General features: G+C 66.7%; 32 protein-coding genes. 18 read left to right on the forward strand and 14 right to left on the reverse strand.

All coding sequences use genetic code 11. The annotated features are described in order from the left end of the window. Nucleotides 1–305: 305 nt before the first annotated feature. Genes ACQUSQ_RS13535 through ACQUSQ_RS13545 form a run of 3 tightly spaced genes read left to right on the forward strand, consistent with a single transcriptional unit; the run spans nucleotide 306 to nucleotide 3,546 of the window. Nucleotides 306–1,367, forward strand: coding sequence for a glycosyltransferase family 4 protein (locus ACQUSQ_RS13535; RefSeq protein WP_435069847.1), 1,062 nt, complete (start codon nucleotides 306–308; stop codon nucleotides 1,365–1,367). Nucleotides 1,368–1,410: 43 nt separating this feature from the next. After that, on the forward strand, nucleotides 1,411–1,677 hold the full coding sequence (locus tag ACQUSQ_RS13540) for an MTH865 family protein (protein WP_435069848.1): 267 nt from the start codon (nucleotides 1,411–1,413) through the stop codon (nucleotides 1,675–1,677). A gap of 30 nt (nucleotides 1,678–1,707) precedes the next feature. Beyond that, the gene (locus tag ACQUSQ_RS13545; RefSeq protein WP_435069849.1) at nucleotides 1,708–3,546 is read left to right on the forward strand and encodes a S9 family peptidase; all 1,839 of its coding nucleotides are present in this window, start codon (nucleotides 1,708–1,710) and stop codon (nucleotides 3,544–3,546) included. On the opposite strand, the gene ACQUSQ_RS13550 is transcribed toward ACQUSQ_RS13545, so the two are convergent. Next, nucleotides 3,547–4,116: a hypothetical protein gene (locus ACQUSQ_RS13550; RefSeq protein ID WP_435069851.1), complete on the reverse strand. Its 570-nt coding sequence runs from the start codon at nucleotides 4,114–4,116 to the stop codon at nucleotides 3,547–3,549. After that, complete coding sequence (locus ACQUSQ_RS13555; RefSeq protein WP_435069853.1) at nucleotides 4,107–4,304, reverse strand: hypothetical protein; 198 nt, start codon at nucleotides 4,302–4,304, stop codon at nucleotides 4,107–4,109. The genes ACQUSQ_RS13550 and ACQUSQ_RS13555 overlap by 10 nt, the downstream gene beginning before the upstream one ends. Nucleotides 4,305–4,390: 86 nt before the next feature. Between ACQUSQ_RS13555 and ACQUSQ_RS13560 the strand changes: the two genes are divergently transcribed. From ACQUSQ_RS13560 to ACQUSQ_RS13570, 3 genes are read left to right on the forward strand one after another with little or no spacing between them, the layout of a single operon-like run. Continuing rightward, complete coding sequence (locus ACQUSQ_RS13560) at nucleotides 4,391–4,804, forward strand: cobalamin B12-binding domain-containing protein (protein ID WP_435069856.1); 414 nt, start codon at nucleotides 4,391–4,393, stop codon at nucleotides 4,802–4,804. Further along, complete coding sequence (meaB, locus tag ACQUSQ_RS13565) at nucleotides 4,801–5,841, forward strand: methylmalonyl Co-A mutase-associated GTPase MeaB (protein WP_435069858.1); 1,041 nt, start codon at nucleotides 4,801–4,803, stop codon at nucleotides 5,839–5,841. The genes ACQUSQ_RS13560 and meaB overlap by 4 nt, the downstream gene beginning before the upstream one ends. A 24-nt stretch (nucleotides 5,842–5,865) precedes the next feature. Further along, entirely contained in the window at nucleotides 5,866–6,801 is a 936-nt protein-coding gene (locus tag ACQUSQ_RS13570) for an alpha/beta fold hydrolase (RefSeq protein WP_435069861.1), read from the forward strand. Here ACQUSQ_RS13570 and ACQUSQ_RS13575 read toward each other — a convergent pair. Next, nucleotides 6,782–7,156: a Zn-ribbon domain-containing OB-fold protein gene (locus tag ACQUSQ_RS13575; RefSeq protein WP_435069863.1), complete on the reverse strand. Its 375-nt coding sequence runs from the start codon at nucleotides 7,154–7,156 to the stop codon at nucleotides 6,782–6,784. The genes ACQUSQ_RS13570 and ACQUSQ_RS13575 overlap by 20 nt on opposite strands. Beyond that, nucleotides 7,153–8,319: a thiolase C-terminal domain-containing protein gene (locus ACQUSQ_RS13580; RefSeq protein ID WP_435069865.1), complete on the reverse strand. Its 1,167-nt coding sequence runs from the start codon at nucleotides 8,317–8,319 to the stop codon at nucleotides 7,153–7,155. Before ACQUSQ_RS13580 ends, ACQUSQ_RS13575 begins: the two co-directional genes overlap by 4 nt. Nucleotides 8,320–8,478: 159 nt before the next feature. Between ACQUSQ_RS13580 and ACQUSQ_RS13585 the strand changes: the two genes are divergently transcribed. The 4 genes from ACQUSQ_RS13585 to ACQUSQ_RS13600 all read left to right on the forward strand — a co-directional run bounded on the left by ACQUSQ_RS13585 (nucleotide 8,479) and on the right by ACQUSQ_RS13600 (nucleotide 12,165). Continuing rightward, nucleotides 8,479–9,780 (forward strand): M28 family peptidase, encoded by a 1,302-nt coding sequence (locus ACQUSQ_RS13585; RefSeq protein WP_435069867.1) that lies wholly within the window; start codon nucleotides 8,479–8,481, stop codon nucleotides 9,778–9,780. 36 nt (nucleotides 9,781–9,816) lie between these two features. Next, a complete protein-coding gene (locus ACQUSQ_RS13590; RefSeq protein ID WP_435069869.1) occupies nucleotides 9,817–10,863 on the forward strand; it encodes a PAS domain-containing sensor histidine kinase in 1,047 nt (348 codons plus the stop codon). Between the two features lie 132 nt (nucleotides 10,864–10,995). Continuing rightward, entirely contained in the window at nucleotides 10,996–11,700 is a 705-nt protein-coding gene (locus ACQUSQ_RS13595; RefSeq protein ID WP_435069871.1) for a hypothetical protein, read from the forward strand. A 24-nt stretch (nucleotides 11,701–11,724) separates the two neighbouring features. After that, entirely contained in the window at nucleotides 11,725–12,165 is a 441-nt protein-coding gene (locus ACQUSQ_RS13600; protein ID WP_435069873.1) for a DUF7313 family protein, read from the forward strand. 3 nt (nucleotides 12,166–12,168) lie between these two features. Here ACQUSQ_RS13600 and ACQUSQ_RS13605 read toward each other — a convergent pair whose 3' ends face one another. Genes ACQUSQ_RS13605 through ACQUSQ_RS13635 form a run of 7 tightly spaced genes read right to left on the reverse strand, consistent with a single transcriptional unit; the run spans nucleotide 12,169 to nucleotide 16,226 of the window. Continuing rightward, the gene (locus tag ACQUSQ_RS13605; protein ID WP_435069875.1) at nucleotides 12,169–12,432 is read right to left on the reverse strand and encodes a DUF7314 family protein; all 264 of its coding nucleotides are present in this window, start codon (nucleotides 12,430–12,432) and stop codon (nucleotides 12,169–12,171) included. Then, entirely contained in the window at nucleotides 12,425–12,727 is a 303-nt protein-coding gene (locus ACQUSQ_RS13610; RefSeq protein WP_435070041.1) for a DUF7315 family membrane protein, read from the reverse strand. The genes ACQUSQ_RS13605 and ACQUSQ_RS13610 overlap by 8 nt, the downstream gene beginning before the upstream one ends. A gap of 58 nt (nucleotides 12,728–12,785) precedes the next feature. Then, complete coding sequence (locus tag ACQUSQ_RS13615) at nucleotides 12,786–13,553, reverse strand: cytochrome bc complex cytochrome b subunit (RefSeq protein ID WP_435069877.1); 768 nt, start codon at nucleotides 13,551–13,553, stop codon at nucleotides 12,786–12,788. 2 nt (nucleotides 13,554–13,555) lie between these two features. Continuing rightward, nucleotides 13,556–14,350, reverse strand: a complete 795-nt coding sequence (locus ACQUSQ_RS13620) for a cytochrome b (protein WP_435069879.1) — start codon at nucleotides 14,348–14,350, stop codon at nucleotides 13,556–13,558. Continuing rightward, nucleotides 14,350–14,736: a DUF7318 family protein gene (locus ACQUSQ_RS13625; RefSeq protein WP_435069881.1), complete on the reverse strand. Its 387-nt coding sequence runs from the start codon at nucleotides 14,734–14,736 to the stop codon at nucleotides 14,350–14,352. Before ACQUSQ_RS13625 ends, ACQUSQ_RS13620 begins: the two co-directional genes overlap by 1 nt. Then, on the reverse strand, nucleotides 14,737–15,360 hold the full coding sequence (locus ACQUSQ_RS13630; RefSeq protein ID WP_435069883.1) for a halocyanin domain-containing protein: 624 nt from the start codon (nucleotides 15,358–15,360) through the stop codon (nucleotides 14,737–14,739). A 44-nt stretch (nucleotides 15,361–15,404) separates the two neighbouring features. Beyond that, on the reverse strand, nucleotides 15,405–16,226 hold the full coding sequence (locus tag ACQUSQ_RS13635; RefSeq protein WP_435069885.1) for a DUF7319 domain-containing protein: 822 nt from the start codon (nucleotides 16,224–16,226) through the stop codon (nucleotides 15,405–15,407). 108 nt (nucleotides 16,227–16,334) lie between these two features. Between ACQUSQ_RS13635 and ACQUSQ_RS13640 the strand changes: the two genes are divergently transcribed. Together ACQUSQ_RS13640 and ACQUSQ_RS13645 are read left to right on the forward strand one after the other, a co-directional pair. Next, nucleotides 16,335–16,496 (forward strand): hypothetical protein, encoded by a 162-nt coding sequence (locus ACQUSQ_RS13640; protein WP_435069887.1) that lies wholly within the window; start codon nucleotides 16,335–16,337, stop codon nucleotides 16,494–16,496. Between the two features lie 57 nt (nucleotides 16,497–16,553). Then, nucleotides 16,554–17,033 (forward strand): DUF7321 family protein, encoded by a 480-nt coding sequence (locus tag ACQUSQ_RS13645; protein WP_435069889.1) that lies wholly within the window; start codon nucleotides 16,554–16,556, stop codon nucleotides 17,031–17,033. Between the two features lie 3 nt (nucleotides 17,034–17,036). Here ACQUSQ_RS13645 and nth read toward each other — a convergent pair whose 3' ends face one another. Next, nucleotides 17,037–17,723 carry an endonuclease III gene (nth, locus tag ACQUSQ_RS13650; RefSeq protein ID WP_435069891.1) on the reverse strand — a complete coding sequence of 229 codons (687 nt, stop codon included), beginning with the start codon at nucleotides 17,721–17,723 and terminating at the stop codon, nucleotides 17,037–17,039. A gap of 115 nt (nucleotides 17,724–17,838) precedes the next feature. Here nth and ACQUSQ_RS13655 point away from each other — a divergent pair, with 115 nt between their 5' ends. From ACQUSQ_RS13655 to ACQUSQ_RS13680, 6 genes are all read left to right on the forward strand, one after another. Beyond that, nucleotides 17,839–19,047, forward strand: a complete 1,209-nt coding sequence (locus ACQUSQ_RS13655) for a hypothetical protein (protein ID WP_435069893.1) — start codon at nucleotides 17,839–17,841, stop codon at nucleotides 19,045–19,047. A 1-nt stretch (nucleotide 19,048) separates the two neighbouring features. Next, on the forward strand, nucleotides 19,049–19,540 hold the full coding sequence (locus ACQUSQ_RS13660) for a hypothetical protein (RefSeq protein ID WP_435069895.1): 492 nt from the start codon (nucleotides 19,049–19,051) through the stop codon (nucleotides 19,538–19,540). Between the two features lie 38 nt (nucleotides 19,541–19,578). Further along, a complete protein-coding gene (locus tag ACQUSQ_RS13665; protein WP_435069897.1) occupies nucleotides 19,579–20,445 on the forward strand; it encodes a shikimate kinase in 867 nt (288 codons plus the stop codon). Continuing rightward, nucleotides 20,442–20,729, forward strand: coding sequence for a chorismate mutase (locus tag ACQUSQ_RS13670; RefSeq protein ID WP_435069899.1), 288 nt, complete (start codon nucleotides 20,442–20,444; stop codon nucleotides 20,727–20,729). The genes ACQUSQ_RS13665 and ACQUSQ_RS13670 overlap by 4 nt, the downstream gene beginning before the upstream one ends. Nucleotides 20,730–20,906: 177 nt before the next feature. After that, complete coding sequence (locus tag ACQUSQ_RS13675) at nucleotides 20,907–21,227, forward strand: hypothetical protein (RefSeq protein WP_435069901.1); 321 nt, start codon at nucleotides 20,907–20,909, stop codon at nucleotides 21,225–21,227. Then, nucleotides 21,228–21,767 (forward strand): hypothetical protein, encoded by a 540-nt coding sequence (locus ACQUSQ_RS13680; RefSeq protein WP_435069904.1) that lies wholly within the window; start codon nucleotides 21,228–21,230, stop codon nucleotides 21,765–21,767. It abuts the gene before it with no gap. 246 nt (nucleotides 21,768–22,013) lie between these two features. Here the strand turns inward: ACQUSQ_RS13680 and ACQUSQ_RS13685 are convergent, their stop codons facing one another. Both ACQUSQ_RS13685 and ACQUSQ_RS13690 read right to left on the reverse strand, forming a co-directional pair. Next, nucleotides 22,014–23,000 (reverse strand): calcium/sodium antiporter, encoded by a 987-nt coding sequence (locus ACQUSQ_RS13685; protein WP_435069906.1) that lies wholly within the window; start codon nucleotides 22,998–23,000, stop codon nucleotides 22,014–22,016. A gap of 132 nt (nucleotides 23,001–23,132) precedes the next feature. After that, a complete protein-coding gene (locus tag ACQUSQ_RS13690; RefSeq protein ID WP_435069908.1) occupies nucleotides 23,133–23,807 on the reverse strand; it encodes a carbonic anhydrase in 675 nt (224 codons plus the stop codon). Between the last annotated feature and the right edge of the window lie 41 nt (nucleotides 23,808–23,848).

Genomic DNA, 23,848 nt, shown 5'->3' on the forward strand with positions numbered 1-23,848 from the left:
CCAGCAGCGAGGGAGCGAAGCTCCCTCGGGCAATCGGGCGGCGAAGCCGCCCGATGACGAGTCGCCCCTTTCAGTCCTGCCCAGCGGTGGCCGGTCGGCCAGCCGATGCGGGCGGGACTGAAAGGGGCCGTCGTCTCGGCGTACCCGGACGAAACAAGCACCGCAACGCAGTGAGGAGCGCAGCGAGTCCCGGAAGCCGAGACGACGGGGGCTTTCGAGGTGTCTCCAGTCCAAACACGCTAAGCTGAACAGTATGCCTCCGACCGACGGAAGGACTTTTTGTCCGGTCCGTCGTGGGCTTGCGTGTGCGCATCGCGTTCGTGGCGACGACGACGGCCCACCACGACGGCGACTGGTACGCCGAGCGGATGCAAGCGGTCGCCGAGCGACTGGCGGCGCGCGGACACGACGTGACCGTCTGTTGTGTGCAGTGGTGGGGCGGCGACCATCCGACCTTCGACTCCGAGGGCGTCACCTACCGGCGCGTGACCGCCGAACCGGCGCCGCGAGCCTTCGTCACCAAACTCCCGCTGGTCCTCAACGGCGTCAACCCCGATATCGTGCACGTCGTCACCGACCCGCATCTTGCGGTGCCCGCGGCGAAGGCGGCGGCGTGGCTCCGGCGCACGCCCGTCGTCGCCGAGTGGTGGGCACGGCCCGACGACTCGACGGCGCCGTGGCGTCGCCGCCGGGCCGCCCGGTCGCCCGCTCGCGTCCTCGTCCCCTCACGAACTATCGAGACGGTCGCTCGCGAGGCCGGCGCCGACGCCGACGCCATCGAAATTCTGCCCGACAGCGTCGACGTCGCGGGGATTCGGAGCGCTCCCGTCGACCCGCGGGCCGACGTGGTGTACGCCCGTTCGCTCGACGACCACGCCAACGCCGAGGAGTTCCTGCTGGCGATGGCGGAACTCCGCGACCGGGAGTGGCGAGCGGCGGTCATCGGCGACGGCCCCGCCCGCCCCGACGTCGAACGGACTGCTCGTGACCTCCGCATCGACGACCGAATCGAGTTCCTCGGCGCCCTCGACCCCGCGGAACAGATTCCGATTCTGAAGGGGGCACACGTCTTCGTCCAGACGGCCACGTGGTCGCCCTTCGCGACCGACCTCCTCCGCGCGCTCGCCTGTGGCTGTGTGGGCATCGTCGAGTATCAGGCCGACTCCGCGGCACACGAACTCGTCGAGGAAGACCCCCGGGGCGCGCTGGTGACGAGTCCGCAGGAAATCGCGGACGAAATCGCCGCCGCCGCGGAGATGGAGCCGTGGACGGTCAACGAAGCCTATGCCTCCTACGACCACGACGCAGTCCTCGACCAATATGTCGAGTGCTACGAGCACGTCATCGGCGACTACGGCCTGTTCTGACCGTTTCGGAACGCTTTTCCACCTGATACGCCCACGAATCCCCATGAGCGACGACGTTGCGGCCGAACTCCGCGAGCAGTTCCGAACGGCCTTCGAGGGTGCCGACTTCCCCGTCACCGGGCAGATGGACCTCGTCCCCGCGCTCCCGAACGGGCCGGGCACGCGCTTCGAGGCCGGCGACGGCGCCGTCTCCATGTCGGCGATGGAACTCGCCTCGAAACTCGACGGGCATCAGGAGTTTCCCTACGAGTCCGTGGACGAACTCGTCGACGACGTGATGGCGGCGCTGGAAGCCGAGGGCATACTGTAACGTTTTGACCGTCGCCGACCAAGGGGCGGTATGTTCGATATCGAGCGCTATCTCAACGTGCGGAGCGCGCACGGCGCCTCGGTCGGTCCCGACGGGAATCGCCTCTCCTTTCTCCTCGATACCACCGGCGTTCCGCAGGTGTGGACGCTCGACGCCCCCGGCGCGTGGCCGGAGCAACGCACCTTCTTCGACGACCGGGTCACCTTCGCCACGTGGTCGCCGGAACGCCCCGAACTGCTAGTCGGGCGTGACCGTGGCGGCAACGAGCGAGAGACGCTCTACCGCCTCGACGTGACGGACGGCTCGATAACCGACCTGACTCGTCACCCCGACGCCAAACACTGGTTCGGCGGGTGGAGCCACGACGGCGAACACTTCGCCTTCGCCTCCAATCGCCGCGACAACGCTGTCTTCGACGTGTACGTGCAGGCGCGCGACGCCACCGAGGCCCGTCGCGTCCACGAGGGCGACGGCTGGTTCTCCGTCAACGGGTGGAGCCCCGACGGTGACCGACTCCTTCTCACCGAATCCCACTCCAGTTTCGACCAAGACGTGTACGTCCTCGATGTCGAGACGGGCGAGCGGCGTCACCTCACGCCACACGAGGGACCCGTCCGCCACCGCAGCGCGACGTGGGGTCCCGACGGCGACCACGTCTATCTCGTCACCGACTGCGACGCCGACACCCTCCGCCTCTCGTATATCGACCTCGAAACGGGCGAGTGCGACCCCGTCACGGGGGCGCGAGACGGCGACGCGGCCGCCACCCTCGCGGACGAGATGTGGAACGTCGACGGCGTCGCCCTCGACCAAGACTCCCGTCGACTCGTCTACTCGCGCAACGTCGACGGTTACACCGAACTCGGCGTCGGCGAACTGGTCGCGCCGGGGCGTCTCGACCACTTCCCGGCGCCCGACCTGCCCGACTGTGTCGCCGGCGGCGTGAGTTTCGGCCCGGACGGCGACCGGTTCGCGCTCACGGTCACCCGGAGCGACGACACCGCGAACGTCTACGTCGTCGACGCGACGAGCGGGGCCGTGGAGCGCTGGACGCGGGCGCCCACCGCGGGCATCCCTCGCGACTCCTTCGTCGCGCCCGAACTCGTCCGCTACCCCACTTTCGACGGGCGCGAAATTCCGGCGTTTTTCTCGCTCCCGAACACCGATACGGGCCACGGCGAGACGCCCGTCGTCGTCGACGTCCACGGCGGCCCCGAGTCACAGCGCCGCCCCTCCTTCGGCCGGGTGAAACAGTACCTCCTCGCACAGGGCTACGGCGTCTTCGAACCCAACGTCCGCGGGTCGTCGGGGTACGGGAAGGCTTACACCCACCTCGACGACGTGGACAAGCGGATGGACTCGGTGGCCGACCTGAAATCTGGCGTCGACTGGCTGCACGACCACCCCGCGGTCGACCCGGACCGCATCGCCATCATGGGCGCCTCCTACGGCGGGTTCATGACCCTCGCGGCGATGACGGCCTACCCCGACATCTGGGCGGCGGGCGTCGACATCGTCGGCATCGCCAACTTCGTGACGTTCCTCGAAAACACGAGCGACTGGCGGCGCGAACTCCGCGAGGCCGAGTACGGCTCCCTCGATTCCGACCGCGACCTACTGGAATCTATCAGCCCCATCAATCACGTCGACGACATCGCCGCGCCCCTCTTCGTCCTTCACGGCGAGAACGACCCGCGGGTGCCCGTGAGCGAGGCGCGACAGGTCGTCGAGGGCGCGCGTGAGGCGGGCGTGCCCGTTCGGGAACTCATCTTCGAGGACGAGGGCCACGGCTTCACGAAACTCGAAAACAGAATCGAGGCCTACGCCGCCATCGCGGAGTTCCTCGACACGCATCTGGCCGCCGAATAGTCAGGTCGCTCGCTGGTCGTCGGGGTTCTCGGCGCGGTTGGCGACGGTGTTTTCTTCGTCCTCCCGCCGACGCGGGTCGGCCATCTCGGCGACGGCTTTGGTCGACATGCCGCCGCCCTCTTCTTCGTCTTCGCCTTCGTCCTCAGCCTCGGCTTCTTCCTCGCCGGCCGACTCGTGGTCGTCGGGATTCTCGGCACGGTTGGCGACGGTGTTTTCCTCGCCCTCTCGCCGACGTGGGTCGGCGGCGGCGGCGAGGTCTTTCGTCGGCATGCCGTCGTCTTCTTCCTCGTCTTCGGCCTCCGCTTCTTCTTCCTCGTGGTCGTCGGGGTTTTCGGCGCGGTTGGCGACGGTGTTCGCCTCGCCGTCGCGGCGTCGGGGGTCGGCGGCGGCGGCGAGGTCCTTCGTCGGCATGCTGTCGTCTTCTTCCTCGTCCTCTGCCTCGGTTTCTTCGGGTTCCTCGGGTTCTGCCTCTGTCTCGGCTTCCTCGGGTTCCGGTTCGGGCGCCGGCTCTGCACTGCTCGACCCGCCGCCCAGCCCCAGCATCGAGAGGAAGTTGCTAATCAGACCCACGGCGACTCACCTCGCGTTTCGTCGGCGGCGTCGACGGCAGGCGCGGCGGGAGCGGCCTCCGGCCACCCCGCTTGGTCCGCGTGCGTCGTGAGACCGGTCCGAGCCAGCGCGAGAACGGTCGAAACGATACTCAGAACGACGGCGACGACTGTCGCCCCCATCTCGACGAGCCGTGTGTATCGGTACATGTCTTTCGTTAACAATCTGCTCTGATATAAAAGTGCGCCCCGATGTGGGCGTTAGAATCAAACCGAACGGTAGCGAACAGCCGCGCATGAGTACGGGGCAGGAACAGCGAACCATCCGATGTCTCGTCGCCAAGGTCGGCCTCGACGGCCACGACCGGGGCGCTCACGTCATTGCGCGGGCCTTTCGCGACGCCGGGTTCGAAGTGATATACTCCGGACTGCACCGCGCTCCCGAGGAAATCGTCCAAGCCGCGGTGCAGGAGGACGTCGACGTCCTCGGCATCTCCATCCTCTCGGGCGCGCACAACACGCTCGTCCCGAAGGTCATCGAGGGGCTGAAATCCTACGGGGCGTTCGAGAACACCCTCGTCCTCGTCGGCGGCATCGTCCCCGACGAGGACCGGGCCGACCTGAAGGAAGCGGGCGTCGCCGAGGTGTTCGGCCCGGGGACGCCCATGAGCGAGACCATCGACTTCGTCCGCGAGCACGTCGACCGATGAGCGAGTCGAGCGCCGACGTCGAGGGGCTTGTGGCGGGCATCCTCGACGGGGAGCACCGAGCGCTCGCGCGCGCCATCACGACCATCGAGAACCGAGAGGACGGCTACCGCGATTTGGTGTCTGCCCTCCACGCCCACACCGGCAACGCGGCGGTCATCGGCGTCACTGGCAGTCCCGGCGCCGGCAAGTCCACGCTGGTCGACAAACTCGCGAAGGCCTACCGCGAGGCGGGCCTGACCGTCGGCGTCATCGCCGTCGACCCGTCCTCGCCCTACTCCGGCGGGGCCGTCCTCGGCGACCGCATCCGGATGGCCTCGAACGTCGGCGATATGGACGTGTTCTTCCGGTCGATGAGCGCGCGCGGCCAACTCGGCGGGCTCTCGACGGCGACGGCCGACGCCATCACGGCGCTCGATGCCTTCGGCAAGGACCGAATCATCGTCGAGACGGTCGGCGCCGGGCAGAACGAGGTGGACGTGGTCCGCACCGCCGACTCCGTCGTCGTCCTCGTCCAACCCGGGAGCGGGGACGACGTCCAGATGCTCAAGGCGGGCATCCTCGAAATCGGCGACGTGTTCGTCGTCAACAAGGCCGACATGGACGGCGCCGCGACGACGGTCACCGACCTCCGCGAGATGCTGCATCTGGACGGGGCCGCCGGCCACCACGGGCACGATACGCTGGAGGCAGAGGAGAGCGACGACGGCGCCGACACCGACGACTGGGACCCGCCGGTGCTCGAAACCGTCGCCACCGAGGGGACGGGCGTCGACGCCCTCGTCGACACCCTCGACGACCACTACACCTACCTCCGCTCGACGGGCGAACTCGCCCAGCGAGAGCGGACCCGCTACGCCGAGGAGATTCGGCAGTTGCTTCGCGCCGACGCCGCCGACTTGGTGGAGACGGAACTCGACCGCCACGGAGGGATGGAGGCGGTGGTCGACGACGTTCTGTCTCGCGAGACCGACCCCTACACGGTCGCGGACCGGATTCTCGACCCGCTGGCGGAGTGTGTCGAACGCCGCCGAGAATAAGGCCACGGCTCCCCGAGGACGCGTATGAACGTCAAACGTCTCGGCGCCGCCGTCGCGGGAGCGGCCGGCGTCGTCGCCGGCGCTCGACTCCTCCGCGGCGCCGCGGGCGAACTCGAACCGGCGCTCGACGCATCCGAACGGACATACCAGTGGCGCGGCATGGATGTCGCGTGCGCGTCTGCGGGCGACGAGGACGACCCGACGCTCGTCTGTCTCCACGGCATCAACGCCGCGGGGTCGAGCGGCGAGTTCCGCGAAGTCGTCGACGCCCTCGCGGAGACGCACCACGTCGTCGTCCCCGACCTGCCGGGATTCGGGCGCTCGGACCGCCCCGACCTCCGCTACTCCGCGGCGCTCTACGAGGACTTCGTGGCCGACTTCCTCGCCGAATACGACTCGCCCGCGGTGCTCGCGTCGTCGCTCTCGGCGGCCTACACGGTCAACGCGGCGTCGGACCGGCGCGTAACCCTCGATTCGCTCACGCTCGTCTGCCCGACGACCGTCGCCGGCCCCGACCCACCGAAGGCGTGGCTCCGCGAACTGCTCAGAGCCCCCGTCGTCGGTACCGCCCTCTTCGGCGCCCTCGTCTCGAAACCCTCGATTCGCTACTTCAACGCCGACCACGCGTACGCGGACCCCGACGCCGTCGACCCTGCGTGGACCGACTACCAGTGGCGGACGACCCACCAACCGAACGCCCGCTTTGCCGTCGCCTCATTCGTCGCTGGCTACTGCAACTCGTCGCTCGACCTCGGGGCGGCGCTCGCCGACGTAGACGCGCCAGTAACGGTCGTCTGGGGTCGCGACGCGACGCTCCCGCCGCTCTCGACGGGGCGTGACTTGGCCGAGACGGCGGACGCCCGACTCGTCGTCTTCGACGACGCCAAACTCCTGCCTCACGTCGAACACCCCGAGGCGTTCGTCGACGCGGTGCGCGAGGCTATCGCGTCCGGAGCGTGAGGTGGTCGTCGCCCGTCTCCCGATTCGTCCCCACGCGGGCTTCGACGGGCGCCCCAACCTGTACGTCCTCGGGGTCGACGCCGCGAACGACGCCAGTCAGGCGCACGTCCCCGAACTCGGCGATGGCCGTCGCGTACGGCGTCTCGGCTTCGAACTCCGGACCGCCGACGTAACAGACGGTGTAGGTTGCTATCGTCCCCGTCGCCGGAAGCGGGGTCCGGTCGAGGTCCGGCGCCCCGCAGTGGGGACAGACGTGTCGCGGGGGGAGCGAGCCGTGACCCTCGGGACAGCGGAGGTAGTACCCCTCGCCGTCGTCGACGGCGTCAAGCCACTCGTCGAAGCCGGCGTCGGTCATTCGGCCACCTCCAGTACGTGAACGACGGCGGAGGCGACGGTGCCGCCCGCGTTGTGCGTGAGGCCGACCGTCGCGTCCGTAACGTGGTCGCTGTTCGGATGGTCGCCCCGGAGCAGTCGCGTCATCTCGACGATTTGACTGCCGCCGGTGGCGCCGACGGGATGCCCCTTCGCCTTCAGGCCGCCCGAGAGGTTCACCGGGCGCTCGCCGGTCGCCGTCGTCTCGCCGCGCCGCGCGGCGCCGATGCCCTCGCCGGCGTCGTAAAAGCCCAGCCCTTCGAGCGCCATCACTTCCGCGATGGTGAAGCAGTCGTGGACCTCGACTACGTCCACGTCGTCGGCGGTCACGTCGGCATCGTCATAGGCCTCGGTCGCCGCGCGCTCCGTCGCGGGCGTGACCGCGAGGTCCGCGCGGTCCTGCAACGCGAGGCTGTCGCCGCCCTGTCCCGTCCCGGTTATCGACACCGGCGCGTCGAGGCCGTGTTCGGCCGCGTACTCGTCGCTGACGAGGACGAGTGCGCTCGCGCCGTCGGTGACGGGGCAGGCGTCGAGCAGGCCGATGGGGTCTGCGACCATCGGCGCGTCGAGCACTTCGTCGACGGTGATGGCCCGGTGGAACTGGGCGTAGTCGTTCGAGAGGGCGTTGTCGTGATTCTTCACCGCGATGTGGGCGAGGTCCTCGCGCGACCCGCCGAACTGTTCGAAGTACGCCCGCTGCATCAGGGCGTACGCGCCGGGGAAGGTCATCCCCGCCCGAATCTCGTAGAGTTCGTCAGCGGCAGTCGCCAGCCCCTCCGTCACCGCCGCCGTCGAGAGGTTCGTCATCCGCTCACAGCCGCCGGCGAGGACGACATCGGCCTCGCCGGTTCGAACCGTCTTGACCGCCTCACGGACGGCGACGCCGGCGGAGGCACACGCCTCCTCGTAGCACGTCGCCGGGCACTGAACCCCCGCCATTTCGGCCATGAGCGGCGCCTGATGCCCCTGTCGCTCCGCCAGCGACCCCATGAAGTTGCCGTAGTTGACCGCCTCGATGTCGGCTGGCGGGACGGTCGTGTCCTCGCGCGCCGCCAGCGCGGCTTCGCCGAACAAATCGCGTCCGGTCCGCTCCGGATGCCGACCGAACTGTGTCAAGCCGACGCCGGCGACGCGAACGCCTGTCATACGGTCACGTAGCCGGCCGCGCGAATAAAGACCTGCCGGATTCGGCACCTCTCGCGGCCAAAATCGGACGTTTGGGTTCGACAGCTGTCCGTCGTTTCATCGACGTTCGACGTTCGCGCGACCGACAACCGTTAGTCGCGGGGGCGGACACGAGAACGCATGCACGACTGGATTGGCGAGACGTTCACCAGCGACGCGGGCTGGGACCATCTCGAACGACTGGTCAACATCGGGAATCGAATGGCGGGGAGCGCGGGCGAGCGTGACGCGTTAGAAGCGACGCGCGACGCGCTGTCAGAGCTCGGCGCTCGCGACGCCCACATCGATACCTTCGAGATTCAGGGCTGGACCCGCGGGTCGAGCCGTATCGACACGCCTGCCGGCGACGCCGAGTGTATCGCCCTCCCCCGGAGCCCCGCCGGGTCCGTCGAGGGGCGTCTCGTCGACTGCGGCGACGGCCTCCCCGAGGACTTCGAGGACGCCGACTTGGAGGGCGCCATCGCGCTCGTCTCCTCGTCGGTGCCCGACCACTACGACCGCTTCATCCACCGCCGGGAGAAGTACTACCGGGCGCTCGACGCCGGTGCCGACGGCTTCATTTTCCACAACCACGTCCCCGGCTGTCTCGCGCCGACGGGAAGCGTCGGGAGCGAGGAGGCTCCCGTCGGTCCCGTTCCGGCCGTCGGCGTCAGCAAAGAGGTCGGCGCTCGTCTCTCTCGACGGTTCGACGGCGACCGCGTCACCATCAGCATCGACTGCGAGACGCCGATGGCCGAGAGCGGCGTCGTCCGGGCCGATATCGGCCCCGAAACCGACGAGGCGGTCTACCTGACCAGCCACGTCGACGCCCACGACATCTCCGAGGGCGCCGTCGACAACGGCGCCGGCACCGCGACGGTCGTCGAAGTCGTCCGCGCCCTGCGCTCGCGCGACGCCGACCTCGACCGGCGGGTGCGCGTCGTCTGCTTCGGCGCCGAGGAGGTCGGCCTGCTGGGGTCGACACGCGAGGCCAATCGCGTCGATTCGGACGCCGTACAGGCCGTCGTCAACTGCGACGGCATCGGCCGCGGCCGAACCCTCGAATGTTACACTCACGGGTTCGAGGCCTTGGGCGAGGCCATCGACGCCGTCGCCGACCGGTTCGGCCACCCCATCGCCACCCGCCCGACCCTACACCCTCACAGCGACCACTGGCCGTTCGTCGCCCGTGGGATGCCCGCTATCATGGTGTCGAGCGACGATGGCGACCGAGGGCGTGGCTGGGGACACACCCGCGCCGACACGCTCGACAAACTCGAGCCGCGGACGCTCCGTGAGGGCGCCATCCTCGTGACTGGGCTCGTCGCCACCCTCGCCGACGCCGACCCCATCGACCGACGCGAGCGCGACGCCATCGCGGCCGACCTCGAAGCGGAGGATTTCGCCGAGGGGATGCGCGTCACCGGTGACTGGCCGTTCTGAGGTCGATATTTACGTCTCGGGCGAGAATGAACCGGTATGAGTAACGCTTCGCTGGGGGAACGGCGCGATTTCCGGGCGCTGTTCGACCAACTCGACGGGGTCGCGCTGTGGACGGCGACCGAACCCGGCACGTTCGACTACATCAGCGCCGGCTTCGAAGATATCTGGGGCATCCCGCCCGAGGAGGTCGAGGACGACATCTCGGTGATGCTCGACAGCATCCATCCCGACGACCGCGACCGAGTCCGGGCGAACATCGAGGCCTCGGCGCAAGGCCTCCGCGACGAGGCGTACGAGGGCCGCGTCGTGCAGCCGGATGGGTCGATTCGGTGGGTGCTTACGCGGCAGGTCCTCGTCCGAGACGACGACGGTGAGGTGTCGGAAGTCGTGGGCATCTGTACCGATATCACGGAGCAAAAGCGCCGCGAGCAGGAACTCGAACTGCTGAACCGAATCGTCCGCCACGACATTCGCAACGATATGGCGGTCGTGCTCGGATGGGCGGAGATACTCCAAGACCACGTCGACGCCGAGGGCGAGGAGTACGTCCGAAACATCCTCTCCAGCGGCGAACACGTCGTCGAACTGACCGAGGTTGCCCGCGACTACGTAGAGACTATCGTCTCGAACGAAACGCTCGACGTTGAGCCCGTGGCGCTGCGTCCGGTCCTCGAAACCGAACTGTCCCTTCGCGAGGAGTCCTTCCCAGAAGCGGAGTTCGTTGTCGACGGCTCGCTCCCCGATGTCGAGGTTGCTGCCGACAGTATGCTCAGCTCCGTCTTCCGGAACCTGCTGAACAACGCTGTCCAACACAACGACACGGAGACGCCGCGCGTCGAGGTATCGTGTGACGTCCGGGACGACACCGTCGAAGTCCGCATCGCCGACAACGGTCCCGGGATTTCGGACGACCACAAGGAGATAGTGTTCGGCAAGGGTGAGCGGGGGCTCGGCAGTCCCGGCACGGGAATCGGGCTGTATCTCGTCGACACGCTGGTCTCTCAGTACGGCGGCGAGGTCTGGGCCGAAGACAACGAACCGACCGGGACCGTCTTTGTCGTCGAACTCCTGCGCGCCGACTGACGCGGTCGGTGTCGATACCTGCCCGGTCGGAGTCGTCTCCGACCCGCGGATATTTTTAACGCCGCAGGCCGACGTGCGCTCCATGAGACGGACGCGACGTGACGGCGGGCGCACGACTCCGGGGGCGCGACGGTGAACGTCGCCGTTCGCGGCGGTGACGACGACGATTTGGCGGCCATCGCCGTCGGCGGCGGGTCAGTCGTCGACGAGGACGCCCCCCACGATGCGCTCGTCGCCATCGGCGACGACGCCATCCGGTCGCTGACGACCGACTCCGCCTCGGCGCCCGTTCTCCCGGTCACGCCCGACGACGGCCGCCATCGCGTCGCTCGCGACTCGCTGGACGGCGCCATCGCCGCCCTCGCCGCCGGTGACCGACGGCTCGACACCCATCCCGTCCTCGGCCTCAGCCGCGAGGGTTCTGCCGTCGCTCGCGCGCTTCGCGACGTGACGTTCGTGACCGACGCGCCCGCGAGCATCTCCGAGTACGCCGTCGCGACCGGCGGCGAGCGCCTCGATTCGGTCCGGGCCGACGGGTTCGTCGTTGCGACGCCGCTCGGAAGCGACGGTTACGCCGGGACGGCGGGTGGCTCCGTCCTCGAAGCCGGCACTGGCGTCACCGTCGTCCCAATCGCCCCCTTCTCGACGTCGGCGGAGACGTACGTCGTCGACCCGACGCCCGACGCTCCGCTCTCGGTGTCTGTCGAGCGCGATGGGGCAGTCGCACTGATAGCCGACGGCGTCCGATACGGCGCCGTCGACCGAGGGGCAACGCTTCAGGTCGAGCGGGTCGACGCTATCGACCTCGTGTTGCCGACCCGAACGGAAAACTTCTAATGAATCAGCGGTACAGAGTAACGTATGCAACCGCTACAGTTCGCCGTCCCGGTCAGCGCGCTCGACGCGCTCGAACCGTACATCGCCCACATCGTGCTGGCGCTGGTGCTGGTGAACGTGTTTACGCGGATTCGTGCCTACGCCGTCCACGAACAGCAGGTCGAGGACGGCGCCGACGACCTGAGCCGGTATCTGCCACACGCGCTCTCGACGATTGCGCTCGTGCTCGCCTCGTTCGTCTTCCTCATCGTCGAACCACACGGCGGCATGGTGATGTCCGTCCTCGCCATCGGGCTCCTCCTCACCGACTTCTTCGAGTTCGAGTCCCGGCAGGTCGAAGCGCGTAACGACTTGGCGTTCGAGCGCCCGAAAGGCGCCATCGCGGCGTCGGCGCTCATGCTGCTCTATGCCGGCTATCAGAGTCTCTTCGTCTTCATCCAGCCGCTCTGGGAACTCGTCGTCTGATTCTCACGCGCTGTTTCGAGCCTGCCGGACCGCTGGCAGGACGACCCAGAACGCCAGCGGACCCAGCAGTGCGAACCAAAAGAGTCCGTCCATCAGGCCGATAGCGAGGAGGTTGAACAGGTCGGCGCTCGCCGGGTCCGGCGACACCGGACTCACGAGTTGGCGCGTGCTCTCGAAGCCCGGCGTTCGGTACCATCCCGCGAGCACGAGCCATCCGAGGCCGGCACCGGTGAAGATGCCGAGCCCCTTGACGAATTCGTCAGCCATTGCCTGACGATTCGTCGGCGTCCTCTTGAGCGTTTCCCATTCCCTGAGCCCGGAAGCGTGTTCCGAGGACGTAGACGCCGGCGCCGACGGCAATCGACGCGAGTCCGAGGACGGCGAGGCTCGCGTTCAGCACCGTCGTCGGTGGCGCGACACCGAGCGCACGCAGGGCGCCGACGACGAGACGCCGCAGGAGACTGAGTCGAATCGTCGCTGCGTCGAGCAGGACGAAGCCGAAGACGACGCCGACGATGGCGATGAGCGTCGAGAAGACAGTAATCGTCTTGTACAGCCGCATCGGAACGACCACGTCGCGCCGGCCGTCGGACTCGTCGTCAGAAGGGGATGCCACGTGCCTACTTCGGCGGGCGGAGCCGGTAGTACCGACGGTTCAGGTCGTACATGTACCCCTCGCGCATCGTCTTCAACACCGCGTAGGTGACGGTGGTCGCCACGATGGGGAGGAGGAAGGTCAGGTCAAAGAGCAGGTCCACGTCCATCGGCATCAGGTTCTTGACGGCGAGCAGGCTGATGGTGAACGCGAAGACGACGCCGCCGACGCCGATGGCCGACCAGAACGGCTGTTCGACCGGGCGCCGGGCCGACCCCTTGTTCAGGAAGGGGACGATGGCGATGAAGCCGACGACGACGATGTTCGCCAGCACACCGTAGGTTCGGTCGGCGGTGAGCTTCGACCCGCCGAGGATGGCGAGTTCGGGGTTCAGCGGACCGAGTTTCAGCAGGCCGAACGACCAGTAGAGATACCAGTCGGGCAGGATAATCGCCGGCGTCGAACTCGGGTTGGCTGGCGAGCCGATGTGGGGCGGCATCGTCGCCGAGAGGAAGAAAATCATCCCGACGAAAAACGACGCGATAGAGAGGTTGCGGACCGTCTCGTGGGGCCACGTCGGGAACGCGAGCACGTCGCGCTCGACGTAGTCGGACTCCGTCCGCAGGTCTTGGTCTTCGCGGCGAGAGCGCTCGAAGTACTCGTACGTGAGCCGTGAGAGGCCCGTCGTCCGTTCCTTGCGTTCGCGCCACGTCGGCGTTTCGTCGTCCGGGGCGACGATGCCGCTGCCGCCGTCGGTTCGAGCGTCGTCGGCTGTGGATTCGTTCTCGCTCATGATTAGTGTGGTTCCGCGATGCCCTGCATCCAGACGATGCCGATGTGAATCGCGATGAGCGTCGTCACGACGAACGGGAGCAGGAACACGTGGATGATGTACATCCGCTGGAGCGTCGCCTGACTGAGGGTGAACCCGCCGAACAGGAGTTGGGCAATCCACTCACCGGCCAGTGGGATGGACAGCGACATCTCGACCCCAATCTGCCCCGCCCAGAAGGCGAGTTGGTCCCACGGGAGCAGGTAGCCCGTGTACCCGAACACCATCGTCAGACTGATGAGGACGATGCCGAGCAGCCAGTTGAGTTCGCGCGGCTCCTTGTATGCCCCGGTGAAGTAGACACGGAGCATGTGCAGGAACACGGCCGCGACCATCACCTGTGCCGACCACCGGTGGATGGAGCGGAGCATGAACCCGAACTGGAGGTCGGTCATGATGAACGTAATCGAGTTGTACGCCGTACTCGGGTCGCCCGTCTGTGCCGGCGCGTAGTAGAACCCGAGCAACGCCCCGCTGACCGCGGCGACGATGTACGCGAGCGTCGAGAACGACCCCAGCGCGTACAGCGGGTACCAGTACCAGAACTTGTTGTCGAGGTCGTACTGCTCGGTGTGACTCTTCGGCATCTGGAGGTTGACCTTGTAGTAGAGGTTCTCCAGCAACTCCAGATAGTCGACGACCCGGAGTCGCTTGTCCATCCAGATGAGCGCCGTCAGGAAGGTGGCCTCGACGGGCGTCAGGTCCTTCCGCTTCATCCACCCCTCGTGGTCCATCTCGTCTTTCTTTTCCAGACTCATTATCGCTTGTAGTACGGGTAAACCGCGCGTTTGACTGTGTCCCACGCCCCGTCGCCGAGGGCCTCACCGTCGACGTCGTCCTCGCGGATGTAGAGGTCCTCCCACTTGCGACGCCGCTTTTTGACGATGACGACGTCGGGCAGGAACTCCTTGCGATACAGCGCGAGGATGAACGCGAGGTCGACGAAGATGACCGCGAGGATGGCGCCGAGGAACATGTTCCCTTCCTCAGAGAGACCCCAGCCGCTCACGAGGCCGTAGGCGAACATGAACACGAACGCCACTTCGACGGCCGTCAGGAGGACGATAGTGATGGCTGCCGCCGTGCTCTCGCGGGCCGGTTCGTATCGGTGTATGTCGCCGTAGGTGCTTCCACTGGATGACATTTACTCTCCCCTCCCGGTTCCGGTGTGTGGTGATTCGCCGTATTTCAGGACGTAGAAACTGAATATCAGCGAGACGATGATGCCGAGAATCGTCGCCGCGCCGACCCAGTGTGCCTGAATCGGGACGCCGAGTGTGTGGAGGTCGACCTCGCCCCCACCGCCTTCGCCGCCACCACCGCCGCCGGAGTCGGGTATCTCACCGACGACGACGACGCCTTTCATACCGAGGCCGCGGTGGGGCTGGCAGAAGTACTTGACGACGCCTTCGGAGTCGAAGGTCTGTTCGAACGTGAAGCCGGCTTCGGCGCTGGTCTCGCTCTCGAAGTCGCCGCCTTCCTCCGCGACGACGTTGTGCTGCCCACCCTCGCCGGTCCACTCCCAGACGACCGTCGTGCCGGGATCGACCTGAACCGCCGCTGGGTCGAACGCGAAGGCACCGCCGTTGCCTTGGGCGCCGACGGTAATCGTCACTTCGTCCTCGCCCGTCGCGTCGGCAACCTCGCTGTAGTTGCCCACGTCGCTCATCCACCCGCCGAACGACGCTTGCGCCGCGGCGGTTCCGGTCGCGGCGGTGCCGACGGCGGCCGACCCACCGGCAACTCTCAGGAAGTCCCGCCTCTTCATACGGCCGGTTGTCAGGATGGAACGCGCTTAAACCCACCGACTCCTCACAGCTCGGTGTCGGGTTCGTCACTGCTCGAATCCGCCGTCTCCGGGGCTTCCGTGCCAGCGTCGAGCGGCGGGAGAAAGTCCGGTCGGTCGCCGTCCTCGACGCCAGCCGCCCGCAGACGGTTCCGAAACTCCTCGGCGCGGAATCGGTCCGAGAGACGAGCGTTGGCGACGACGGCGAAGAGAAAGACGCCGATGCCGATGAACACGAGGCCAATCATCGGCGCCACGAGGTCGACGTAGCCACCGGGCGTCGGGATGGCGTCGGTGAACAGCCAGACGCCGATGAGGCCGACCCCCGTTATGAGCTGTGCCGTCGCGACCAGCTGCAGGAGGTTGTTCCCCAACTGGCCGGTTCCCTCGGGCACGGCGGCGGGGTCCGGCAGGGAGACGTCGTCCGGTCCCTCGGGCACCTCGTAGGAGTCCATCGAACACAGCGCAACTGTCGGCTTCACGTCACGCACGACCGTCCCCTGCCCCTCGACGCTCCCGTCCGGGGCGACGATGGCGTACCCCTCGTCGGAGTAGGCGACGAGATGCTCCTCGCCGTCTCGCTCGAACCGCTCCAAAACGGCGAACACCTCGCGGGTGGCGATGCGTCGCTTCAGGTCCTCCTCCACCCGGTCGAGCAGTTCGTCGCCCACAATCCACGTCTCCGGGTCGAACGCCGCATCCCACTCCTCGGCGCTCATCTTCGCCATGTCGCTCGGGCCGAAGTCCTCGAAGTCGTATCGCTCCTCGACCTGTTCGCGGAGCGTCTCGACGTCGGGCTCGCCGTCTGCGCTCGTCTCGCGCACCTGCTCGTCCGACGAGTCGCTCATTGGTCCCGATTGGGTGGGCACCACCGTTAGGGTGACGGTCGACGGACGGCGACCCGGTTAGGTTGCTCGTTTATATGGCGGGGTTCTGACAGCATCTCGCAGAGAGTAATGGCGTGTTTCGCCTGTGATTCGGAGTCGACACGGTGGTGTAGTCTCTATCTCGACGACGGTCCCGTTATCGAGAACAGACCGCTCTGCGAGCGCTGTGCCGAGGAGTTCGAACGCGTCGAGTGGATAGATATCCAGTCGTCGGCCGACGGGTCCGCGTAGTCGACCCGCCACCAGCAAGCCGGGCCCGTTTTAACGGCGCCATCCCAACCCCCGACGATGGTGAGTGAGGCGACGGTGGCGACGATAGCCGCGATTGCCGTGACCGCGAGTTTTCCCTTCTACCTGTACGGGGCGTGGATAGTCATCGACGCCGAGACGGTCACGTGGCGTATCCTCCTCCGGCATCTGCGGTACATCGTCGTGGGACTCGTCCTGACGACTGTCCCCGTCGTTGGGTGGATGGTGCCGCGTCTCGCCGACCAGTTCGGCGGCCTCGCGGTGCTTCACGCCGTGTTGGGACTGCAGGCCTACGCGATGCTCGTCTTCGCGCTGACGGGCATCGTCCGCATCTTTCAGGCCAAACGCGCCGCGAACCTCTATCGGGACCCGGACCCCGACGCCGACCTGAACGACCTGCACGAGAACATGAGCGCGTGGCGCGGGCGCCTGCGAATCGGCGTCTTCGGCTACGTCATCTTCTGGATAGCGGCCTACCTCATCGGCGTCGTGCGCTACGTCCAGTTGCACCTCGCCTGACGCTTACGCCCACGACTCGCCGCTCGCGAGGTCGACCGACGAATCCTGCTTCGAGGAAGGACAGATGTCTTCGAGCACGCACGCCTCGCAGTCGGGGTTGCGGGCGTCACACACCGCCCGCCCGTGGCTGATGAGCAGGTGTGTGAGCTGTTGCCAGTCGTCTTCGGGCACGAGGTCCATCAGGTCGCGCTCGATTTTCTCGGGCGTCTCCTCGGTCGTCAGCCCGAGTCGGCGCGAGAGCCGGCGGACGTGGGTGTCGACGACGATGCCCTCGACGACGTCGTGGCCGTGCTGGAGGACGACGTTCGCCGTCTTGCGCCCGACGCCGCTGAGGTCGGTGAGTTCGTCCATCGTGTCGGGTACCTCGCCGTCGTGCTCCGCCACGAGCGTCTCGCCCATGGATTTCAGGTAGCCCGCCTTGCTGTTGTGGAAGGTGATACCATAGATGTCGTCGGCGAGTTCGCTCTCGTCGGCCTGTGCGAAGTCCGCCGCCGACGTGTACTTCTCGAAGAGGTCCTCGGTCACCTGATTGACTCGCTCGTCCGTACACTGCGCGGAGAGGACGACGGCGACGAGTAGCTCCAGCCGATTCGTGTAGTTCAGCGAGATGGTCGCGTCGGGGTACTCCTCGTACAGCCGGTCCAGCACTTCCGCGGCCTGTGCGTCCCGCGACTCGAGTGGCGTGCCCATGCCTCGCGGTGGGGCGCCATCCCCGTTGAGTCTTCGGTATCGCACGCGACGACCCGTTCCCAGCGGTGATTCTCGGGCCACACCTTATTTACCGGCCCCCGCCTTTGACGCGGCTATGGAGCTGACACGTCGGACACTGCTGGGCACGGGAGCGATGCTCGGGCTCACCGGCTGTCTGTCCGGCGATTCGAACGTTTCGTACCCCGAGACGGCGACGCAGACGCCGCCGCCGACCGACGCCGCGCTCGAAGACGCGGACCCGGAGCCGGCCGTCGACGACGACGAAGCGGTCCAGCAGACCGAGCCGGCGGTGCCGAACCAGCGGCTCGCGACCGAAGTCGAGCGCGTCTACGGCGAAATCGAGTGGTTCGCCACGTCCTACGACGCCGCAATCGAGGCGTACCGTCGGTCGCTCGGCAAGGCGATGGCCGCCGTCCAACGCGTTCGCACGTCATCGGAGTTCGACGACAGTAGTCTCGGGCTGGTCCGGGACGCGACCGACCACGCGATTTCCACCGCCGAGACGGAACTCGGCGGTCACTTCGGCATCCCCGGGCAGATGCGTGACCAGATTGACAACCACATTGCGACTATCGACCGCTTTGCCCGCCGCGGCGACCTCGACCGCGTCGACGAGGAACTCGAACGCCTCTACGACTACCTCTCGGGGATTCGGAGCCCGCTTTTCGTCAGGCGCGTCCTCTCCGACCGACAAATCGACTCTGCGCTCTACCGGTATCTCCACGACGACACCGCCGAGTCGGACGACGATGACGACGACGACGCCGCGCCCGGCCTCTTCGAACTCTATCACTCCGCGGAGTACGCGGGCTACGCCTACAACGGCGACCAGTATCTCGACCGCGAGCCCTTCGGCAGCGTTCCGGGCGCCGGCCGAAACCGGGGGCAGGAACTCCTCGCTCAGCAGCGTCTCGACTTCGACCCGGTGGGCGAAGCCACCGACCGGACTGGCTTCGCCTACGTGGTCAGCCACGCCATCCCCGACGAGGACGACCAGCCGGACGACCTCGACGGCCTCGACTACCAGCACGCGTCGCTGTTCGTCCAGCGATACGAGAGCGTCGCGGCGGCGGGCGACGCCGTCGAGACGCTGTTCGACACCGCGGTCGGTCGAGAGGGGACGTACTCCTTCGGCCGCGAGCGGTGGCATCGCGTGTACTACCACACAGACGGCGACGTCGTCTACGCCTACCTGATTCAGGCGGGGCGGTTCGTCCTCACCGCCGCGCCCTCGGAAGTCGCGTGGGAGGAACGCCTCGACTGGACCGACCCTCTCGACCGACTGTGGCTCTGGAGACGGTAGCGTGTCGGGGCAGCCGTCGCTCCCCTCGGCCCAGCGACAGGCCGGATTGATTGTCGGAACTTTCGCCCTCGTCGGCGCCGCCCTCGGCGGCGTCGGCTTCGTCGCGGGGGATTGGGCGCGCACGCAGTTCGTCACCGGCGCCACCGGGTCGGAGCCAGCCACATTCGGCCCCGTCTTCCTCGCGCTCTCCGTCTTCCAGATTACGGTGACGCTCTTTCTCACCGGCCCCATCCTCGCGACGGTCCTCGGCCTCCTCTCGGGGTCGCGCTTCGTCGACTGGAGCGCGGCGGCGGGTGTCACCGCCGGCGGCGCCCTCGTCGGCTTTTTCGCCATGGCCGGCTTCGGCCTCCTCGGCGTCTCGCTGCTGTCCGGTCCCGGCACCGAGCAGGTGTACGCGCTCCGTGACGCCGTCGGGCCGCTCTTGCTCTCGGGCGTCGCGACGACGGTGGCCGGCGGCGGCGCGGGTGCGCTCGGCTCCCAGTTCGTCCGGTAACCGGCACACATAACTGTCCGCTCCGCGCGGGATGCGATATGCACGGTGAGGCCGTCGCACTCGGTGCCGGGACGGTCCTGAACGCTCTCGCGACGGGCGTCGGGTCGGCCTTTGCCATCGACGCGGAGACGACCGCGCGGGTCGAACTCGACGACTCCGGTCACGTCGACGGCGAGATTGCGGGCGTCGACGACGGCGACACCCGACTGATTCGTCGCTGCGTCGAGCACGTCGTCGACCGCTTCGGCGACGGGCAGGGCGGGCACGTCCGCACGGAGAGTGACGTCCCGATGGCCGCTGGCCTGAAGAGTTCGAGCGCCGCCGCGAACGCGACGGTGCTCGCGACGCTCTCGGCGCTCGACGTCGACGTCGGGGACGACGCTCCGCTCGACCGAACGGCGGCCTGTCGCATGGGCGTCGACGCCGCCCGCGATGCGGGCGTCACGGTCACCGGGGCCTTCGACGACGCGAGCGCGAGCATGCTCGGCGGCGTCACCGTCACCGACAACACGTCGGACGACCTTCTCCAACGCGACGGCGTCGAGTGGGACGTGCTGGTCTGGACGCCGCCGGAGCGGGCGTTCAGCGCCGACGCCGACGTCGAGCGCTGCAAGCAGGTGGCGCCGATGGCGGACCTCGTCGCCGACTTGGCGCTCGACGGTCGCTACGGGGAGGCGATGACGGTCAACGGACTGGCCTTCTCTGCGGCGCTCGGCTTTCCGACCGACCCCGCGGTGGAGGCGATGGGACACGTCGACGGCGTGTCGCTCTCGGGCACCGGCCCGAGCGTCGTCGCCGTCGGCGACCGAGACGGACTGGAACGCGTCCGCGACACGTGGACGGAACGAGAGGGACACACATGGCTGACGACAACACGAACGGACGGCGCACGGGTGATAGAATGACCGACGCGACCGAGGATATGTCGCTCGAAGAGCTTCGCGAAGAAATCGAGGAAATCGACCGCGAACTCGTCGAACTCATCGCCCGCCGGACGTACGTCGCGGGCACCGTCGCGCGGGTGAAAGAGGAGCGGGACCTGCCGACGACCGACGAGTCACAGGAGGAGCGCGTGATGGAGCGGGCGGGCATCAACGCCGAGGCCTTCGACGTCGACGCCAACCTCGTGAAAGCGATTTTCCGCCTGCTCATCGAGTTGAACAAGGTGGAGCAGCGAGAGAGTCGATAACTCTAAATTCGGCGTTACAAGCCGTACGGGAGCCGCTTAGCTCCCAACTGTTCCCCCGATAGCTGCTCTTTCGACTCAGACTCGATGGAAAACGCCACGTTTGGTTTCGGTGGCTCCGAAGGATGTGGTAGTGACAAGGGAGCAAGCGTTTTGCCACTACACTCACAATGTACACATATGAGTTCCGAGTCCAAGAAGAAGCGCGTTCAGTTTCGTGCACCGAGGGGATTGGTAGACCGGGCCGATGCGCTCGCTGCGGTGTTCGAGACGGATCGGACAGACATCCTCATCTCCGCGCTTCGGGACTACCTGCGGGACGCCGCGCACTCCGACGAGGTGAAACAGGAGATTGCGGAGGCCTTCTACGACGACGACATCACGTTCGAGGAACTGAAAGACCTCGTCGGGCGCGAGGAGGCCGCCAACTTCCGACTGCTGAAAGAGCAACTGACCGACGAATTCGTGGACGAGGTTGCGGAGGAGCTGGCCGACTCGTAGATGGTTCTGATAGTCGCCGACACGTCTGCTCTCGTAAGCTTGGGGACGGTGGCGGGCACCTCACCGAATCCACTCGACCTTCTCCTCGAGTCGCACACCGTGGTCGTTCCGGAGCAAGTCGTCGACGAACTCTCCGAGACGGCGTCCTACGACGACGCATCCGGTGAGGCGGCACAGGCGGGTCTTGACCGTCGCTCTGAGTTCGAGACTCGTTCCACCGAACTGGACGAGACGTTCCCGCTGGACGATGGCGAGAACGCGGCGGTCACGCTGGCGAACGATATCGACGCCGTGCAACTGCTCTGTGACGAGTTCAATCGACTTGCACTCGTCCACGCCTCGCTGGCCGAGACCCGCCTCGTCACGACGCCAATCCTCCTCACCGCGCTGGTTCGCAACGACGCTATCTTGCCGGACGCTGCCGACGAGTTCTTGGCCGAGATGAGTGGCGCTCGCAGTTGGTCGTCGAACTCCTACGTCGAGCGGGCGCGGTCCACGCTCCGACAGCAACGCGATAACGAGCAACCCGAGCCGAAGTAATCGACCCGTTAGACACGCACTAGCCGATAGGAACGACCCTCTACGGAGCGAGGCCAGCTCATTTAATATGCCACCGATACATTTCCTTCGTATCCTGAAGTCTGCCGTATTGGACGCGTTGTTGGACACTGTTCCAGAGAGTCTGTCGTGAATTTCAGCTACCTGAACAAATGAAGCGGCGAGAGAGCCGGTAGTCGAAATCGAGGTGGGTCGCTATTGCCGTTCAGTCAGCGTATTCTTCCTCGGCTATCCGAGCAGTCCGAAAATCCCGAGAATCCACCGCCCGATTTCGGAGGTTGTAAAGAGGGCTCCTTCTATCCGGGACAGTTCTCGTTTCGTCCAGAGGGCAGCGACCATCAGCAGGGAGATTCCAGCCAGCCACGCTAACGTCTCCAGTGCCACTCCACTCACGGCGAGCGGCTGGATGACCGCTGCAATACCCAGTATTCCCGTGATATTGTAGATGTTGCTGCCGACGACGTTGCCGACTGAGACACCGAGGCTCCCGCGCTGGATTGCCACCAGCGAGACGGCGAACTCCGGCGTCGACGTGCCCGCTGCGACGATTGTCCCACCGATTACCCACTCGGAGATACCGGCGCCGCGGGCCAACGCCGACGCGGCGACCACCATGTAGTCGCCACTCACCAGCACTATCGCTAAGCCACTGATGAGGAGTACGACGTCGCGCCCGCGGAAGGCCACCTGTTCGGTCACTGGGCGTGTTATGCTCGTTTCATCGAGCGTCTGCCCGGCCGGTGCCGTCGAGTCCGACTGGTTGGCGCGGAGGAGGTAGGCCGTATAGGCGACGAACGCGCCCGCCAAGAGTACGCCCTCGAATCTCGTGACCTGAAGATTGAAGACGGCGAGTCCACCGACGAGCGTGCCCGCCAGTAGAGCGATGCCGTCACGATGAACGAGTGACTCTGCAATCGGAATCACCTTCAACAGGGAGATGACGCCCAAGATAAACGCCAGATTGTAGATGTTCGAGCCGAGGACGTTGGCGACTGCGATATCCCCCGCTCCTTTGAGCGCGGCATCGACCGAAACCGCGAGTTCCGGTGTCGACGTTCCCATCGCGACGATGGTCAGTCCGATAGTAAGGTCTGAGAGCCCGAACCGTCGAGCCAGTCGCACGACTGCGTCGACCAGAAGTCGTGCCCCAATCCACAGTCCCAGTATCGAGAGGAGAATCACGCCGATTTGGACGATTGGGCCGCCTTGAACCATCGGCCGAGTCTACTGCGGGTCGGTCAATCAAAGTTGGGTACCGAGTGTTCACCACCGGTATTGATACTCGATGTAGAGCCGTCCGTCTCTGTCTACGATGAATATCGGACTCGACGCCGCCGAACTGCGCCGTCAGTACTCCCACAGCCGGTGAACCCGCGCCGCAACCGCAGGATGCCGGCTCCGGAGGCGGTCGACCCGCCGCTCGCCGTCGACGTTGACGACGTGAATCTCGCCCCGACGGCCCGGATAGACGTCCTGAAAGTCGTACACGCAGCCGACGAGGTCCGCAGTCACGTCGTCGCTCTCGCGGAGGAGCGCGAGCTGCTGGTCGACGTTGTACTCGACGAGTCGGTTGATGGTTTCTCTCCGATTTAGCCCCTCTGGAAGTCGGTCGAGTGCCGATTCGAGGTGGTCTGTCAGCGAGTCGAGACAGTGTCGGATGCCGGGCGCGGCGTCGACGCCCTCGGTCAGGTCGTCGTACGCCGCGGTGACGGCGCCACAGCCCGTGTGGCCGACGACGACGGCGATGTCGGTGTCGAGATGGTGAAGCGGAAAGAGCACGTCGCCCGAGACGACGGTACCCTCCGGCGTCGACTGGCCGACCCGGTTGCCGACGTTGCTACACGTAAACAGTTCGCCCGGCTGGTCGTTGTTCCACATCCGGTCTTGGAGAACGCGAGAATCGGCACAGCACACGGTGACGACGTCGGGGTGCTGGACGGTCTGGACGTCGTCGAAGCGCGCGTCGAACGCCTCGGCGTGGGCCGCGTTGTTCCGCAGGAGGTCGACGACCGTCTGGTGCATCGACCGACCGATTTCTGCCCCGACCACATAGTGGTTGGCGC

This window comes from Haloplanus sp. C73, assembly GCF_051195115.1.
In the GTDB taxonomy this organism is placed as follows: Archaea; Halobacteriota; Halobacteria; order Halobacteriales; family Haloferacaceae; genus Haloplanus.

Coding starts and splice junctions, on each gene's coding strand:
- ACQUSQ_RS13675 (WP_435069901.1), top strand. CDS start 20,907: ATGAGTTCCGAGTCCAAGAAGAAGCGCGTTCAGTTTCGTGCACCGAGG.
- ACQUSQ_RS13620 (WP_435069879.1), bottom strand. CDS start 14,350: ATGAGTCTGGAAAAGAAAGACGAGATGGACCACGAGGGGTGGATGAAG.
- ACQUSQ_RS13665 (WP_435069897.1), top strand. CDS start 19,579: ATGCACGGTGAGGCCGTCGCACTCGGTGCCGGGACGGTCCTGAACGCT.
- ACQUSQ_RS13610 (WP_435070041.1), bottom strand. CDS start 12,727: ATGCGGCTGTACAAGACGATTACTGTCTTCTCGACGCTCATCGCCATC.
- ACQUSQ_RS13575 (WP_435069863.1), bottom strand. CDS start 7,156: ATGACCGACGCCGGCTTCGACGAGTGGCTTGACGCCGTCGACGACGGC.
- ACQUSQ_RS13690 (WP_435069908.1), bottom strand. CDS start 23,807: ATGCACCAGACGGTCGTCGACCTCCTGCGGAACAACGCGGCCCACGCC.
- ACQUSQ_RS13680 (WP_435069904.1), top strand. CDS start 21,228: ATGGTTCTGATAGTCGCCGACACGTCTGCTCTCGTAAGCTTGGGGACG.
- ACQUSQ_RS13580 (WP_435069865.1), bottom strand. CDS start 8,319: ATGACAGGCGTTCGCGTCGCCGGCGTCGGCTTGACACAGTTCGGTCGG.
- ACQUSQ_RS13615 (WP_435069877.1), bottom strand. CDS start 13,553: ATGAGCGAGAACGAATCCACAGCCGACGACGCTCGAACCGACGGCGGC.
- ACQUSQ_RS13645 (WP_435069889.1), top strand. CDS start 16,554: ATGGTGAGTGAGGCGACGGTGGCGACGATAGCCGCGATTGCCGTGACC.
- nth (WP_435069891.1), bottom strand. CDS start 17,723: ATGGGCACGCCACTCGAGTCGCGGGACGCACAGGCCGCGGAAGTGCTG.
- ACQUSQ_RS13670 (WP_435069899.1), top strand. CDS start 20,442: ATGACCGACGCGACCGAGGATATGTCGCTCGAAGAGCTTCGCGAAGAA.
- ACQUSQ_RS13605 (WP_435069875.1), bottom strand. CDS start 12,432: ATGGCTGACGAATTCGTCAAGGGGCTCGGCATCTTCACCGGTGCCGGC.
- ACQUSQ_RS13655 (WP_435069893.1), top strand. CDS start 17,839: ATGGAGCTGACACGTCGGACACTGCTGGGCACGGGAGCGATGCTCGGG.
- ACQUSQ_RS13625 (WP_435069881.1), bottom strand. CDS start 14,736: ATGTCATCCAGTGGAAGCACCTACGGCGACATACACCGATACGAACCG.
- ACQUSQ_RS13585 (WP_435069867.1), top strand. CDS start 8,479: ATGCACGACTGGATTGGCGAGACGTTCACCAGCGACGCGGGCTGGGAC.
- ACQUSQ_RS13630 (WP_435069883.1), bottom strand. CDS start 15,360: ATGAAGAGGCGGGACTTCCTGAGAGTTGCCGGTGGGTCGGCCGCCGTC.
- ACQUSQ_RS13545 (WP_435069849.1), top strand. CDS start 1,708: ATGTTCGATATCGAGCGCTATCTCAACGTGCGGAGCGCGCACGGCGCC.
- ACQUSQ_RS13590 (WP_435069869.1), top strand. CDS start 9,817: ATGAGTAACGCTTCGCTGGGGGAACGGCGCGATTTCCGGGCGCTGTTC.
- ACQUSQ_RS13540 (WP_435069848.1), top strand. CDS start 1,411: ATGAGCGACGACGTTGCGGCCGAACTCCGCGAGCAGTTCCGAACGGCC.
- ACQUSQ_RS13570 (WP_435069861.1), top strand. CDS start 5,866: ATGAACGTCAAACGTCTCGGCGCCGCCGTCGCGGGAGCGGCCGGCGTC.
- ACQUSQ_RS13635 (WP_435069885.1), bottom strand. CDS start 16,226: ATGAGCGACTCGTCGGACGAGCAGGTGCGCGAGACGAGCGCAGACGGC.
- ACQUSQ_RS13555 (WP_435069853.1), bottom strand. CDS start 4,304: ATGTACCGATACACACGGCTCGTCGAGATGGGGGCGACAGTCGTCGCC.
- meaB (WP_435069858.1), top strand. CDS start 4,801: ATGAGCGAGTCGAGCGCCGACGTCGAGGGGCTTGTGGCGGGCATCCTC.
- ACQUSQ_RS13560 (WP_435069856.1), top strand. CDS start 4,391: ATGAGTACGGGGCAGGAACAGCGAACCATCCGATGTCTCGTCGCCAAG.
- ACQUSQ_RS13640 (WP_435069887.1), top strand. CDS start 16,335: ATGGCGTGTTTCGCCTGTGATTCGGAGTCGACACGGTGGTGTAGTCTC.
- ACQUSQ_RS13600 (WP_435069873.1), top strand. CDS start 11,725: ATGCAACCGCTACAGTTCGCCGTCCCGGTCAGCGCGCTCGACGCGCTC.
- ACQUSQ_RS13685 (WP_435069906.1), bottom strand. CDS start 23,000: ATGGTTCAAGGCGGCCCAATCGTCCAAATCGGCGTGATTCTCCTCTCG.